A 15,255-nucleotide genomic window follows, 5' to 3' on the forward strand; every position below is an offset into this window, starting at 1 on the left:
CATAACCAAATCAAACATCGCTGTCAAACTCAATCTGCCAACTCAAGGGACGAACCAGTCTGCCGCTAGCAGCGTCGCCGCCCTCGTTGTGGCGCCATATAGACCCCACTCAACAAAACTGTCAACGGCAAAACTGTCTTATTTGAAACTTTTTTGACAATTCTCCCCAATTAGCAGGGTTTTCACGATATACGCTTATATATACCCCTCTAACACAGCCCCTAAGAGATAGCCTGATGGGGTCACAAACCGGCCTCATTATTGAAATAGCCTTCCCGCAAATCAAAAAGCGGCTGGCTGGATGCTGTGAATAACGAAAGCTGGTCCGCTTATCGTTGACTTAAGGCGTTACGGCAGGCAAAACTCAAAATCCCGTTTGAGGGACTTCCATAATTAAGGGAAGACACCATACATCAGATCGCGGTCCCGCTGCTTTCTGGAAAATGATGTTCACGCACCTTCGGGTGCGGCCAGATTTGCAGAAGGGCCAACAAAAGCAGCATGAAAGAATTGGGGCCCAACAATCTGGATCCGGGTGACGAGCCCCCGCTGACGGTAGGCGGACGCCGCCGCCCCCCTGACCGGCGTGAAGTTTCAGCACGTTGGCTTGCAGGCACATTTCTTACAGGCGTTACGTCTTGCATGCTCATTGGTGTGGCTTTGTTTGCCGCCCTAGATGGCCGCGAACAATTGGCAACGCCACCGGAAATTCTCGCGCGCAATGACATGCCCGGCATCGTCAATGATACGAACGTCACCAAAGGCGCCCGCCTCGTCAGCACGATTTCAAAGCAGAAAGCCACAGATCGCCGTCGCTTCGACCTTTCAACGATGCAAAAGGTTGGCGAGCGCGAGGTTATCCGCACAAGACCCTTTGAGCTGGTGCATATGGCTTTGGCCGTTGACCATCCAACAAGTCGCAAGTACCCGGCATTTGATGCGATGTCTATTTTCTCGGAAGGTCCGGCGACACCGCAACCTACCGATACCGGGCAGATTTACGGTGCAAAAGTTGAAAGTGAAGTCAGCCTGCAAGTTGCCGATTTTCCACTCAACAGCACGACTTTCGACGCATCCAATGATCTGACTGTTGATGAAGTTGAAAAAGTCGTCCGCGACACCGGCGCGCTGCTAACCGACGGTGATGTCCAGGTTGCCTCTTTACACTATGTGGACCCGGCGCGTTTCGGTGGAACCGATTCGTCTTTTGCGCTTAGCCCCGCTCTCGGTGTAAAAATCACCCAGGAAAATGTCAGCGTTGCGCTGCGTGCCGATGATGAAGAAGCCGCCGACGGTTTCTCGGAAGAACTGATTCCTTTCCGCCGGACGATGGACATCAAACAGGCGCTGCAAGATGCGGGTTACACGGGAGAAGACGTCTCTCATATGGCGGATGCGCTTATCAAACTGCTCAATTCGCCGCGCCTTAAAGAAGGTAGCGTCCTGCGTATCGGGACCGAAACACAAAATGGCGAAGACCGCGTTGTCAGAGCGAGTGTTTATCATCGAACCACACATCTGGTGACGGTGTCGCTGAATGATCGTATGCAATATGTGCCGTCCGATCAGCCAGAAGAAACACCGCTGCTCGCATCTGCGTTCGATGGCGATGCGCCGCCAACCGCCATCCGCGGCAATCTGCCAAGTGCATATGATGGTATCAGCCGCGCAGCCCTTGCCTATGGTATGACCGAAACCATGCGCGAAAACCTCGTCAAAATGCTGGCGAGCGATGTCGATCTTCAGGCACGCCTTTCGCCGAACGACAAAATCGATGCTTTTTTCTCCTTGCCGGACGACCCGGAAAAACCAGACGGTGATTCCCATCTTCTTTTCGTCGCAGCGACCTTCAGCGGAACGACGCGAAAGTTCTACCGCTATCAGGCACCCGATGGCAGCATCGATTACTTCAATGAAGACGGCAAGAGTGCCAAACAGTTCCTATTGCGCAATCCGGTGCCCAATGGCGTATTCCGCTCTCCTTTTGGAATGCGCCGACATCCGATTCTTGGCTACAGCCGCATGCATACCGGTGTTGATTGGGCAGCACCACGCGGCACGCCGATTATTGCTTCGGGCAATGGTGTTGTTGAAAAGGCTGGATGGACGAATGGCTATGGCAACCAGACTTTGATTCGTCACGCCAATGGTTATGTCAGCAGCTACAGCCATCAAAATGCAATTGCACGTGGCATAAGCGCCGGTCAGCGTGTGCGTCAGGGACAAGTGATTGGCTATGTTGGCTCAACCGGCCTTTCAACCGGTCCACACCTTCATTACGAGCTGATCGTTAATGGAACCAAGGTTGACCCGCTTCGTATTCGTTTGCCAGATAATAAAGCGCTTAAAGGACCGGAACTGGAAGCCTTTAAGCAAGAGCGCGATCGTATCGATACACTGTTAAATACAGATGATGCAGGCACCAAACTTGCATCCAGCGGTTCGGCAAAGAGCTGATTCTTCAAACAAGCGAGCTTAAAAACGCAAAACGAAAGCATATTGTATGAATATGCTTTCGTTGCCTGTCACACGGTTTTTGGAAAAGATGCGCGTTAGAACAAAGGATTAGAGCGCCGATCTGATCCAATCAGAAGCAAAATGCGCTCTAATCGGTGAATTCAACCGTTACACCCGGTTTCACAAGCTTCGCCAGCTCTTCCGCATCCCAATTGGTCAAACGCACACAGCCATGGCTGGATGTTTTGCCGATACGCGAGGGTTCAGGCGTTCCGTGAATACCATATGTTGGCTTTGACAGCGCAATCCACACTGTGCCGACCGGACCGTTTGGACCCGGCGGAATGGTCAGAACCTTGTCATTGTTACCCTGCTTGAAGTTAAGCTTCGGATTATATGTATAGTTCGGATTGATCGCGATGCGCTGGACTTGCACGATACCCGATGGTGACGGCGTATCAGACGAGCCAATTGTTGACGGATAGGCAACGACTAGTTTGCCGTTCTCGTCATAGCCGCGCACTTGCTTCCGCGCCTTGTCGGCAATGATTCGTGCAACCTTCGATCGAACAGCTTTGCCAAGGTTCGGAACCTTTACGACAGAACCCGGCTGATTGAAGTTCACACCCGGATTGATCTCCTTGAGATAGGCTTCATCAATGTGAAACTTCTCACCGAGCATTTCAGTCACGGATGTATAGGCCATCGCCGGAAGCTGTGCTTTATGGGCATAATCATCGGGAATGGATGCAACATACTGGCGGCCAACATCTTCGTTGGTGATTGTATAGTCGGTGAAAGCCGGGCCGCCGGTGGCTTCAAGCTCGGCATTGATTGCAGCCTCATCACTCGGATTGAGAAATTTACCCGTCATTTCGCTATAGGCGGCGGCAGCCTTGTCCACATTGCTGCCAGAGCGACCATCAATCACACCGGGGGATGCACCTGCGCGATCAAGCAACACCTGATAGGCCGCAATCTTCTGCTTTGCGCCCTGCCCTTTCGGCATTTCGATGGCTGGCGTCATATCATCGGCATGCGGAACAGCCTGCGGCTGCGTCCCTGGCTGTTGATAACCGGGATCGCGATTGATGCTGGCTGTTGGTGATTCGGTGTCCGGGTATTCGGTGCCTGCCGGCGGCAATTCCGAGCGCTGGACCTGACCGTCCCGGTTATAATCATAACCGGGCGCGGCGGGCGCTTCTGGATAATAATTCGGATCTTCAGGCACATTGCCAAAGCCGTCATAGGGCGCGCCACCGCCCACAGGACCATCGGACCAGCCATCATTCTGTTGGCGACCACTTGCATAGCGCCCGGAATCGCGCGGGTCTTCGATATGCAAAACACGTCCGCGACGATCAACCGTTACCTGCCGACCATATTCATCAGTATAAACGCGCACGCCCCTGTCGCGTCCGCGATCGTGCCCCCAATCAAAGAGCTGCGCGAGCTGCGTTGGCTGCGAAACATGAATTGCCGCATCACTTGTTTGCGCAAAGGCTGAACCGCCTACAGCAAGAATGCCGGTAAAAATACTTGCAAACCCGAACAATCCGAAGCGAAGCATGCGTAAGAGATGCGACATACAAGAAACCCTGAATTACCTTGAGACAAGGAATGCAACTATATGGTTAACAATTAATTACCCAATAACAGCAAATGCCAGATGAACTGGACATGAAGATGGCCTGAACATCCTGTTCAAAAAGAAAAAAGCGCCGCACTCAAACGAGTGCGGCGCCGTTTGCGACATAGTTTAAGACTTAGGCCTTTTCGTCTTCCTGCACCGGTTCACCTTCACCCATCACACGGATAGGACGAAAGTTGAGTCGGTCCGAGCCAGGCAAAATCTTGACGATCGAACCGTCAAGAATATCGCCAACCAGAATTCGTTCGGCCAACGGGTCCTGAACTTCTTTCTGAATAACCCGCTTCAACGGACGCGCACCATAAGCCGGATCGTATCCTTTGTTTGCCAACCACTCGCGCGCATCATCTTCGAGTTCCAAAGTAATCTTGCGATCATGCAACAGAGCCTGCAAACGCTTGAGCTGGATATCGACAATCGATCCCATATCGTCACGACGCAGCCTGTGGAACAGGATAATTTCATCGACGCGGTTGAGGAACTCTGGACGGAACGACGCCCGCACAACACCCATCACCTCATCACGCACAGTTTCAACATCATCGTTCTCGCCAAGATTGACGAGATATTCAGCGCCAAGGTTCGAGGTCATGATAATGACAGTATTGCGGAAATCGACCGTGCGGCCCTGACCATCGGTCAGACGACCATCATCGAGAACCTGAAGCAACACGTTGAACACATCCGGGTGCGCCTTTTCGATCTCGTCGAACAGGATCACCTGATAGGGTCTGCGCCGTACAGCTTCCGTCAGAACGCCGCCTTCCTCATAGCCGACATAGCCGGGAGGGGCACCGATCAGTCGGCTTACGGAGTGCTTCTCCATGAATTCCGACATATCAATGCGCACCATTGCCGTGTCGTCCTGAAACAGGAACGAAGCCAGCGCCTTGGTCAGCTCGGTCTTGCCCACACCCGTTGGTCCAAGGAAGATGAACGAGCCGATTGGCCTGTTTGGATCCTGAAGGCCTGCGCGCGCACGACGGACGGCCTTGGAAACAGCCTGAACAGCCTCGCCCTGTCCAACGACCCGCTTTGCGAGTTCGTCTTCCATACGCAAAAGCTTTTCGCGTTCACCTTCCAGCATCCGCTCAACCGGAATGCCGGTCCAGCGCCCAACAACCTGCGCAACATGTTCAGGTGTTACGGTTTCCTCAAGGAGGGAGCCCTTATTTTCGATGCTTTCAGAATCGGCAAGCTGCTTCTCAAGCTGAGGGATTGTTCCATAAGCCAGCTCGCCAGCCTTCTGGAATTCACCGCTGCGCTGTGCAATCGCCAAAGCATTGCGTGCTTCTTCCAACTGACGCTTCAAATCAGCAGCAAGGCCAAGCTTCTGCTTTTCAGCCTGCCACTTTGCCGTCAGCTCCGCTGATTCCTCTTCCAGATCGGACAGCTCTTTTTCAAGACGCTGCAAACGATCTTTGGAAGCCGTATCCGTTTCGACCTTCAGCGCTTCACGCTCGATTTTGAGCTGCATGGCGCGACGATCAATTTCGTCGAGTTCTTCCGGCTTTGAATCCACCTGCATACGCAGACGCGATGCGGCTTCATCGACAAGGTCAATTGCCTTATCCGGCAGGAAACGGTCGGTGATATAACGGTTTGAAAGCGTTGCAGCCGCAACAAGTGCCGAGTCAGAAACACGGACCTTATGGTGCTGCTCATATTTCTCCTTCAAACCACGAAGGATCGAAATCGTGTCCTCAACTGTCGGCTCATCGACAAATACCGGCTGGAAACGACGCGCAAGTGCTGCGTCCTTTTCAACATATTTGCGATATTCCTCAAGCGTGGTCGCACCCACACAGTGCAACTCACCGCGCGCCAATGCGGGCTTGAGCAGATTGGATGCATCCATCGCACCATCGGACTTTCCGGCACCAACCAGCGTATGCATTTCATCGATGAAAAGAATGATCTCACCGGCAGCCGTCTGCACTTCCGAAAGCACAGCCTTCAGACGTTCTTCAAACTCACCGCGATATTTCGCACCGGCAATCAGCGCACCCATATCGAGCGCCATCAGTTGCTTGTCTTTGAGCGATTCGGGCACATCGCCATTCACAATGCGCAGCGCCAGGCCCTCGGCAATCGCTGTCTTACCAACGCCGGGCTCACCGATCAGCACCGGATTGTTCTTGGTGCGGCGCGACAGAACCTGAATCGTGCGGCGAATTTCTTCATCGCGGCCGATAACCGGATCAAGCTTGCCTGCACGCGCATCTTCCGTCAGATCGCGCGCATATTTCTTCAGCGCATCGTAATTGCTTTCAGCGGAAGCAGAATCGGCTGTGCGGCCTTTACGCATATCATTGATAACCTTGTTGAGCGCGGTCGGTGTCACACCGGCAGCAGCAAGAATTTCAGACGTTTTTGCAGACTTCTCAATAGCAAGCGCAGTCAACAGGCGTTCAACCGTGACAAAGCTGTCACCCGCCTTGGTCGCAAGCTCTTCGGCAAGAGTAAAAACCTTGGCCAAAGGCTGCGCAAGATAAAGCTGGTCGTTACCGCCGGTCACTTTTGGAAGCTTTTCTAGGGCTGTCTGCAAGCCCATGCGCACATCGGCGATACGACCGCCAGCACGCTCAATCAGCGACGCGACCAGCCCTTCATCGTCATCAACGAGGACTTTGAGAAGATGCTCAGGTGTAAACTGCTGATTGCTGGAAGAAAGGGCAAATGTCTGGGCAGACTGGATAAAGCCCCGAACCCGTTCGGTATATTTCTCAATATTCATAATGTCTCCTTTTCCCTCCGACCCGTATCGGCATCGGAAGACTTCTGGTGACGGAGCCCCCTTATCGGCTGGCTCCTTATCCAAGAAGGAATATGGGAGTATGGAACGATTTCGGCAAGCCCGGAAAGCGCCTTAAAATGCAAATAAAAATGGCGCGGAAAACCGCGCCATTTTTTAAAATCTATCGTCTTGCGAGTTCAGCAATTACGCATCAGAATCCGCAGGTTCAGCAACTTCATCCTTGGGAACACGACGCGGGCGACCGGGGCGCCGCGTGACGCGGGCTGGCGCTTCTTCTTTAACCGAAGCCTCAACCGCTGCTTCAACCGCAGGCGCCGACTTTTCAACAGCCGGTGCTACTTCTTCCGCAACTTTGGCAGGCCGTTCAGCACGCACTGGCTTTTGAGCGGCGGGCTTTTCAGCAACGGGCTTTTCAACAACCGGCTCAACAACAGGCGCTGGAGCTGGCTGCTCATCGGCTAGCGCTGCAACAGCCGCCTCGATGACAGGCTGTTCGGAAGTTTCGCCTGCATTGAAGCGTTCGCGCTGAGGGCGGCGACCGCGACCGAGACGGCGCTGATCCCGTCCATCGCGACCATCACGGGACTGCGAACGATTGTCAGGGCGGTTGTCCGCGCGGCCTTCGCTGCTCTCTTCACCATAAACAACTTCAGCTGGCGTGCCTTCAATCACCGGCTGCGGCCCGGAACCATTGGCTGGCTGTGGCGCTGGCGCTGCTGGGGCATAGCCGCTTTCATCTTCATCACCACCATCATTGTCGAAGTTTTCTTCGCGCTGATACGGAATGTTCTGCTGCGCCATGGCAGCCATGATGATGCGATTGTAATGTTCTGCGTGCTGAAGGTAATTTTCAGCCATGACCCGATCACCGGACGCCTGTGCGTCACGGGCCAAAGTCGTATATTTTTCTGCAATATGTTGAGCATTGCCGCGGATTTTTACATCCGGTCCATTGCTTTCATAATTACGCGACAGAGGATTGGGGCCCTTGCGGTTGTTGTTGTTGTTATTATTGTTATTTCCCCGTCCGCGCATGCGCCTGTTCTGCTGTGCTGGCCTCATCGTCTTCTCTTTTCAGATTAAAGGGCGTCAAATTCCCGCGGCTTAAAGCCACCGGCTTCGCATTATCGAGCCATGGAGGAAGCACACCCTAAAACTTCCCACACATCGAATTGTTCAGAGTTCCGCACCGTCCACAAAGGACAACGCGAACTTTTTGGCTTGGTATTTGCAAGACCTCCCGAAAAGAAAACCCTTCGGAACTATTTTTGAAAGTCGAGCATTTCCGTACAAACCATCCCTTGAGAAAAACCTCATAGGAGCATGACCCTAATTCGTCATGGAGTATTTCCGCCACCGCCCTCAAGCGGGCAAAACCATTCTGGCTGTATACGGTGGCTGGAAACTAACCGGCTTCGCCGCAAATTCCAAGCGCTTTTTTGAGGTCGTCGCGTGTTTTTTTACTTATGACACATCAAACACTTGCAATACCAAATACCGGTAATCATGTTTCGTGGATACTTGGTTAAGCCTGTGTGGCGATTGAACATTTTCAAGGCATGACGCGTCAGCATCTTAGCGCCTTGGCATAATGTCTTTATGCACGAAAACCATGGCCCTTCTGTGGCCACCCAAATCGCTTGCAGAATTGATCAAATGGAAATTGGCGCTTTCAAAAATGGCGCCGACATCGTCAAACTGGCCCGCGCCAATTTCAACCGCAATCATACCGCCATCAAATAGGTATCCGACTGCCCCACTTGCAAGAGCACGATAGAAATCAAGCCCGTCCGCCCCACCATCAAGGGCTGCCATCGGATCATGCTCGCGCACATCAGCTGAGAGAGCAGCAATCTCTTCATGCGGAATATAGGGCGGGTTTGAAACAATGAGATGAAACTTTCCGCTGACATTCGCAAACCAGTCGCTTTTCAATGCCGCAAATCTCTCACTCACCCCATTGGCTGCCGCATTGATCCGCGCCATGGCCAGCGCGCCATCAGCCACATCAAGCCCGATCGCATTGAGCTTCTCAAATTTATGCAGGAGTGAAATCGCAATTGCGCCCGTTCCTGTCCCCATATCAAGCATCAGCGCCCGACCATATAGCGCAATCAGTTTTTCAATATAGGGCGAAACAAGCTCGACAAGCGCCTCCGTATCCGGGCGTGGTTCGAGTGTTTCGGGCGAAAGCCTGAACGGCAAACCATAGAAATCACGCATACCGATAATGCGGTGCACAGGCTCCCCTTCAGCGCGGCGCTCAAGCGCATCGTTTAATTTCGCGACCTGTTCCTCATCCATCATCTTTTCCGGTGATACAATCATATCAAGCCGTGTCGCGCCGGTTGTCCATTCAAGCAGCAACTGCGCATCAAGATCAGGCGTATTAACACCCGCACCCCGCAATCGTGCGCGGGCTTGCGCCATCAGATGATCAAGACGTTCACCACTCACGCGTTTTCGCCCATTTCCATCAACAGCGCCGTCTGATGGTCTGAAATCAGCGCATCGACCAGTTCATCAAGTTCCCCCATCATCACCCGGTCAAGCTTGTAAAGCGTGAGATTGATGCGATGATCGGTCACGCGCCCCTGTGGGAAGTTGTAGGTGCGGATACGCTCGGAACGGTCGCCCGACCCCACCTGGCTGCGGCGTGATTCTGAGCGTTCTGACTCAGCCTTTTGCCGCTCCATATCATAAAGACGCGCGCGCAGGATCTGCATGGCACGGGCGCGGTTCTGGTGCTGCGATTTTTCGGCCTGCACCACCATGATGCCTGTTGGAATATGCGTGATGCGCACTGCCGAGTCAGTCGTGTTGACGTGCTGACCACCCGCACCCGAAGCGCGCATTGTATCAATGCGGATATCTTCGTTGCGAATGTCGATATCAATGTCTTCGGCTTCTGGAAGCACGGCAACCGTTGCCGCAGACGTATGGATACGCCCACCCGCTTCGGTTTCCGGTACACGTTGCACGCGGTGCACACCGGATTCGAACTTCAGCTTGGAAAACACGCCCTTGCCCGAAACAGTGGCAATAATTTCCTTGTAACCACCGGCATCGCCCTCGCTTGACGAAACAAGCTCAACGCGCCAGCCTTTTTCGGAAGCAAAACGCTCATACATGCGAAAGAGGTCGCCAGCAAACAGCGCCGCTTCAAGTCCACCCGTACCGGCACGGATTTCAAGGATCGCATTCTTTTCATCGGCAGCGTCTTTGGGCAGAAGCAGAATCTGGACTTCCTGTTCAAGACCTTCAATGCGCTTTTCAACGTCTGGCAATTCTTCCACTGCCAATGCGCGCATTTCGGCATCGGTTGAGGCATCATCGCACATAGCAGTCAGATCACGGGCTTCATTACGCGCATCGGTCAGCTCCCGGATTTTTCCGACGACCTCCTGAAGCTCGGAATATTCTGAAGCAAGTTTCACATAGGTTTCCGAATCCGGATTGTTCGCCATCTGGCTTTCAATCATCGAGAACCGCTTCAAAAGCTGGTCCATCCGGTCCTGTGGCAATGCGATCATTGGTATATCCTGAAAACTTTAATAGCAGCGCGAATAAGCAGTATTAAGGGCCGCGCACAAGGCGCGACACCCAAACATTTCATGCAATTTTCTACGCTATAGCGGAATATCGTTGTCTTCGGCAAACTGAAGCAGCAACTCACGCAGCGAATGTGCACCATTTGGCTTGTCGAGCTTCTCATTAAGCAAAGCATTGAGCTTGCCCGCGTCAAGCGCTCCCAGCATTGCCTTAACCGGACCAATACTTGCCGCTGACATCGAAATCGAGCGGAAACCAAGGCCAATCAGCGCCATCGCCGTCAGCGGACGTCCGGCCATTTCACCGCACAGTGTCACCGGCTTTCCATGCCGTTTGCCTGCATCAACAATGTGACGCAATGTGCGCAGAAACGCAGGCGACAACTGATCAAAACGACCCGAAATCAGCGAGTTCCCGCGATCGACAGCCATCAGAAACTGGAACAGGTCGTTGGAACCGACAGACACAAAGTCCACAATCGACATCAACTCATCAAGCTGCCACAAAAGCGCAGGCACTTCGATCATCGCACCAAGCTTGAGATTAAGCGGCAGCGTGTGTGCAAAGCGTGACAGATGGCGCACTTCACGATCGATAATCTCGCGTGCAGCCTTCACTTCCGACACTTCCGTCACCATCGGCAACATAAGTTTCAGCTCACGGCCACCGGCCGCTTTCAAAAGTGCGCGCAACTGGGTGCGCAGCAGGCCCGGACGATCCAGCGTCAGGCGGATCGCGCGCCAGCCAAGAGCTGGATTTTCTTCCTGACCGGTTGCGCGGAAATAAGGAAGAACCTTGTCACCACCAATATCGAGTGTGCGGAAGGTTACAGGCTTGCTGCCCGCAGCCTCAATCACAGAGCGATAAAGACGTTCCTGCTGTTCTGCACGCGGGAAGGTCGATGCCACCATGAACTGAAGCTCGGTGCGGAACAACCCAATGCCGGCAGCGCCCGATGCCGAAAGCTGCGGCAGATCAACCAGAAGACCCGCATTCATCAAAAGCGAAATATCAACGCCATCCTGCGTCAGCGCAGGCTTGTCGCGCAATTCGCGATAATGCGCCTGACGACGCGCACGGAAGCGGACTTTTTCGGCATAAGCCAATTCCACATCCGCCTGTGGACGCAGATGTACAATGCCCTCATCACCATCAACGATAGCCGCATCATTGTTTTCCGCCATGGAAACAGCGCCCTTGGCCTGACCGACCACGGGAATGCCCATCGCCCGCGCAACAATCACCACATGGCTGGTCGCGGCACCATCTTCGAGCACCACGCCACGCAAACGCTCGCGCGGATAGTCAAGCAGTTCGGCAGCGCCCATGGTGCGCGCAACGATAATGGCATCCTTTGCCAGTGATTCGGCGATAGTCTTGACATCGCGTCCCATCAGCTGACGCAGCAGGCGGTTTGCCAGATCATCAAAATCGGACAGACGTTCGCGCATATAAGGATCGGTCAGATGCACCATGCGCGCACGCGTGTCGCTCTGCACCTTCTCAACCGCGGCTTCCGCCGTCAGACCATTGTGAATGGCTTCTTCCAGACGCCGCACCCAGCCGCGATCATGCGCAAACATGCGATAGGCTTCGAGCACTTCACGATGCTCGCCTTCCACAGCCACATCGCGGCGCGAAAGCATATCATCAATGGAAATGCGCAATGAGCCAACAGCTTCTTCCAGCCGGGCCAGTTCAGCCTGGCTGTCTTCATTAAACAGGTTGGTGACAACGATACGCGGCTCATGCAGCACGACATGACCAAGCCCGATACCGTCATTGAGCGCATTGCCCGTCACGCTCATCGGACGGCCAAGATCCAGTTCGATACCGGGGCGGGCAAGACGCAGACCATCGCCGGTCGCGATAATCTCGGCCAGAACCATTGCTGTCGTTTCAAGTGCCTCAACCTCATCCTCACGATAAGCGCGCTTGGTCTGATTCTGGACAACAAGAACGCCCAAAGTGCGGCCAGCACGAAGCACAGGCACACCAAGGAACGAATTATAGGCTTCTTCGCCGGTTTCAGGCAGATAGGCAAAGGCAGGATGGCTCTGCGCATCGGTCAGGTTTAACGGGCGCGCGCTGGCGGCAATCGTGCCGACAAGTCCCTGCCCCAGACGCAGCTGTGCAAGGTGAACAGATTGAGGATTAAGACCTTCAGTCGCATAAAGCTCAAGCACGCCATCGGCGCGCAGAATATAGAAAGAGCAAACTTCCGCGACCATATTTTGCGCGATTTCACGGACGATCCGGTCAAGGCGTTCCTGCGGCTCAAGTGATTCCGCCATCAATTCGCGCAACCGCTTCAGCAGCACGCGGGGACCAGTTGTCAGATCACGCATGATCGTCGGAGGCTCCTCATTTGGTACAGGCCCCGCCTCACGCAAAGCCAGTTCCCATTACCCGCCTGCGAAGCGTTACGCCGAATCCTTTGTGAGCATTTTTGACACCTACGTCTAGTCCAATCGTTCGAAAATATGAGAAGTCGTACAATAAGCCAATGCCGCACGCTATTTCTAGCGAGCGGCATTGTTTCAAAACGAACCAGATAAAGCCGGCTAATTACTTATCAAGACCATAGACGCCATGCAGCGTGCGGACTGCGAGTTCAGCATAAGGACCATCAATCAGGATCGAGATTTTGATCTCAGACGTGGTGATCGCGCGGATATTGATGCCCTTTTCAGCCAGGGCCTTAAAAGCAGTCGCTGCAACACCGGCATGGCTGCGCATACCGATACCGATCACCGAAATCTTGGCAAGACCGGTTTCCGACTGGATATGATCCGAGCCGATTTCTGCCTTCACTTTATCAAGAACGCGCAGTGCCTTATCAATATCGCCGGTCGGGATCGTAAACGTCATATCGGTTTTCGAACCGTCTTCCGACACATTCTGTACGATCATATCGACATTGATGTGCTCTTCGGCGAGAGGCCCAAAAATCGCTGCCGAGATACCGGGCCGGTCGGCCACACGCCGGAGCGAAATCTGAGCTTCATCCTTCGCATAAGCGATACCTGTGACGACCTGCTGTTCCACGATTTCTTCCTCGTCGCAAATGAGCGTTCCGGGCGGGTTGATCGGATCATCCATGCCCGGTGCATTGGGGTCCGTAAAACTGGAGCGCACGAAGGTGCGCACCTTATGTACCATGGCAAGCTCAACCGAGCGCACCTGAAGAACCTTGGCACCCAGCGAAGCCATTTCCAGCATTTCTTCAAATGTAATGCGGGAAAGGCGCTTTGCCTTCGGTTCAATGCGTGGATCGGTCGTATAAACACCATCGACATCGGTATAGATGTCGCAACGATCGGCCTTTACACCAGCCGCAATCGCGACAGCAGACGTATCAGAACCGCCACGGCCCAGTGTTGCGATGCGGTTATCAGGACCAATGCCCTGGAAACCGGCAACAACGGCAACCTGTCCCATTTCCATGCGACGGATAATTTCAGAGCCGTCGATTTCCTGAATACGGGCTGCACCATGCGCATTGTCTGTCTGGATCGGAATCTGCCAGCCCTGCCACGAACGCGCGTCAACACCAATGGACTGCAACGCAATGGCCAGAAGGCCGCTTGTCACCTGCTCGCCGGAAGCAACAATGGCATCATATTCACGTGCATCGTAAAAAGGCGACGTGCCACCGGCAACCTTGGGCATGTTCTGCACCCAGCTGACCAGTTCGTTCGTTTTGCCTGACATGGCGGAGACGACAACAGCCACCTGGTTGCCGGCATCGACTTCACGTTTGACGTGGCGCGCCACATTGGAGATGCGTTCCAGATCAGCCACAGAAGTGCCGCCGAATTTCATCACGATGCGCGCCATTTAAGGTTACGTCCCGTCTTTTGCAAAATTACACTTTAGCCTGCCGAAACATTATTTTCTTGCGACAGACAAACCGGGGGTCACATAGCTAAAATGTCGCGCTTCCGCAAGGGTGTGATTCCCGTGAAACAATAATGGATGCTTTGGAATCAGGAATTTGATTTGATCCTTGACTTTAAAGCGCTACCTTGAGAGCAGAACGGCACATTGCCTTCGCAGGAGATTGACATGACCGAGACTGCCCGCACCACGATTGATGCTTCTGAAATCGAGCATTTTTCGCGCATTGCCGCCGAGTGGTGGAACCCGCAGGGCAAATTTCGTCCACTGCATAAATTCAATCCGACACGCCTTGCCTATATCAAGGAAAAGGTCTGCGAAAAATTCAAGCTTGATGCCAATAGTCCGCGCCCGTTTGAAGGCATGCGCTTTCTTGATATTGGCTGCGGTGGTGGCCTGTTGTGCGAACCGATGGCGCGCCTTGGTGCAACGGTCATCGGTGCGGATGCATCCGAAACCAATATTGAAGTTGCAAAAATTCACGCGGCCCAAAGCGGTGTTGAAGTCGACTATCGCGCAACCACTGCCGAAGCTCTGGCCGAAGCGGGCGAGAAGTTCGATGTCGTGCTCAACATGGAAGTGGTCGAACACGTCTCTGATGTCGATCTTTTCATGTCTGCGACCAGCGAAATGGTAAAGCCGGGTGGGTTGATGTTTGTCGCCACCATCAACCGCACGTTCAAAGCCTATGGTCTGGCAATCATCGGTGCGGAATATGTGCTGCGCTGGCTTCCGCGCGGCACGCATCAATATGAAAAGCTGGTGCGTCCAGAAGAACTCGAAGCAGCTCTTTGCAAAGCGGGCCTCAATCTGATCGACAAGCTGGGCGTAACCTATAACCCACTTGCCGATAGCTGGAACCGTTCACGCGATACCGATGTGAACTACATGGTTCTTGCGGAACGGCCCGCATGAAACATGTCGCAGAAAAGTGGGA

General features: G+C 53.6%; 9 protein-coding genes. 2 read left to right on the forward strand and 7 right to left on the reverse strand.

Annotated elements, in window-relative coordinates; all coding sequences use genetic code 11:
* The first annotated feature begins 501 nt into the window (after positions 1-501).
* Entirely contained in the window at positions 502-2,457 is a 1,956-nt protein-coding gene (locus OPR82_RS21015; protein WP_265986903.1) for a M23 family metallopeptidase, read from the forward strand.
* A gap of 148 nt (positions 2,458-2,605) precedes the next feature.
* Here OPR82_RS21015 and OPR82_RS21020 read toward each other — a convergent pair whose 3' ends face one another.
* The 7 genes from OPR82_RS21020 to OPR82_RS21050 all read right to left on the reverse strand — a co-directional run bounded on the left by OPR82_RS21020 (position 2,606) and on the right by OPR82_RS21050 (position 14,258).
* Positions 2,606-4,045 (reverse strand): L,D-transpeptidase, encoded by a 1,440-nt coding sequence (locus OPR82_RS21020; RefSeq protein ID WP_265986905.1) that lies wholly within the window; start codon positions 4,043-4,045, stop codon positions 2,606-2,608.
* Between the two features lie 178 nt (positions 4,046-4,223).
* The gene (gene clpB / locus OPR82_RS21025) at positions 4,224-6,845 is read right to left on the reverse strand and encodes an ATP-dependent chaperone ClpB (RefSeq protein WP_265986907.1); all 2,622 of its coding nucleotides are present in this window, start codon (positions 6,843-6,845) and stop codon (positions 4,224-4,226) included.
* Positions 6,846-7,049: 204 nt separating this feature from the next.
* Positions 7,050-7,928: a DUF4167 domain-containing protein gene (locus OPR82_RS21030; RefSeq protein ID WP_265986909.1), complete on the reverse strand. Its 879-nt coding sequence runs from the start codon at positions 7,926-7,928 to the stop codon at positions 7,050-7,052.
* A 513-nt stretch (positions 7,929-8,441) separates the two neighbouring features.
* Complete coding sequence (gene prmC, locus OPR82_RS21035; protein WP_265986938.1) at positions 8,442-9,296, reverse strand: peptide chain release factor N(5)-glutamine methyltransferase; 855 nt, start codon at positions 9,294-9,296, stop codon at positions 8,442-8,444.
* A gap of 23 nt (positions 9,297-9,319) precedes the next feature.
* Complete coding sequence (gene prfA / locus OPR82_RS21040) at positions 9,320-10,399, reverse strand: peptide chain release factor 1 (protein ID WP_265986910.1); 1,080 nt, start codon at positions 10,397-10,399, stop codon at positions 9,320-9,322.
* 96 nt (positions 10,400-10,495) lie between these two features.
* Complete coding sequence (gene ptsP, locus OPR82_RS21045; RefSeq protein WP_265986912.1) at positions 10,496-12,766, reverse strand: phosphoenolpyruvate--protein phosphotransferase; 2,271 nt, start codon at positions 12,764-12,766, stop codon at positions 10,496-10,498.
* A 220-nt stretch (positions 12,767-12,986) separates the two neighbouring features.
* Positions 12,987-14,258, reverse strand: coding sequence for an aspartate kinase (locus tag OPR82_RS21050; protein ID WP_265986913.1), 1,272 nt, complete (start codon positions 14,256-14,258; stop codon positions 12,987-12,989).
* Positions 14,259-14,486: 228 nt separating this feature from the next.
* On the opposite strand from OPR82_RS21050, the gene ubiG reads away from it, so the two are divergent.
* The gene (gene ubiG / locus OPR82_RS21055; protein ID WP_265986914.1) at positions 14,487-15,233 is read left to right on the forward strand and encodes a bifunctional 2-polyprenyl-6-hydroxyphenol methylase/3-demethylubiquinol 3-O-methyltransferase UbiG; all 747 of its coding nucleotides are present in this window, start codon (positions 14,487-14,489) and stop codon (positions 15,231-15,233) included.
* The last annotated feature ends 22 nt before the right edge of the window (positions 15,234-15,255 follow it).

Origin of the sequence: Ochrobactrum chromiisoli (assembly GCF_026241335.1) — a bacterium.
Lineage (GTDB): Bacteria > Pseudomonadota > Alphaproteobacteria > Rhizobiales > Rhizobiaceae > Brucella > Brucella chromiisoli.

What these genes read in the sequence shown, in the direction of transcription:
- prfA (WP_265986910.1), bottom strand. Translation starts at nt 10,399, where the DNA reads ATGATCGCATTGCCACAGGACCGGATGGACCAGCTTTTGAAGCGGTTC.
- OPR82_RS21015 (WP_265986903.1), top strand. Translation starts at nt 502, where the DNA reads ATGAAAGAATTGGGGCCCAACAATCTGGATCCGGGTGACGAGCCCCCG.
- OPR82_RS21050 (WP_265986913.1), bottom strand. Translation starts at nt 14,258, where the DNA reads ATGGCGCGCATCGTGATGAAATTCGGCGGCACTTCTGTGGCTGATCTG.
- OPR82_RS21030 (WP_265986909.1), bottom strand. Translation starts at nt 7,928, where the DNA reads ATGAGGCCAGCACAGCAGAACAGGCGCATGCGCGGACGGGGAAATAAC.
- clpB (WP_265986907.1), bottom strand. Translation starts at nt 6,845, where the DNA reads ATGAATATTGAGAAATATACCGAACGGGTTCGGGGCTTTATCCAGTCT.
- ubiG (WP_265986914.1), top strand. Translation starts at nt 14,487, where the DNA reads ATGACCGAGACTGCCCGCACCACGATTGATGCTTCTGAAATCGAGCAT.
- OPR82_RS21020 (WP_265986905.1), bottom strand. Translation starts at nt 4,045, where the DNA reads ATGTCGCATCTCTTACGCATGCTTCGCTTCGGATTGTTCGGGTTTGCA.
- prmC (WP_265986938.1), bottom strand. Translation starts at nt 9,296, where the DNA reads ATGGCGCAAGCCCGCGCACGATTGCGGGGTGCGGGTGTTAATACGCCT.
- ptsP (WP_265986912.1), bottom strand. Translation starts at nt 12,766, where the DNA reads ATGCGTGATCTGACAACTGGTCCCCGCGTGCTGCTGAAGCGGTTGCGC.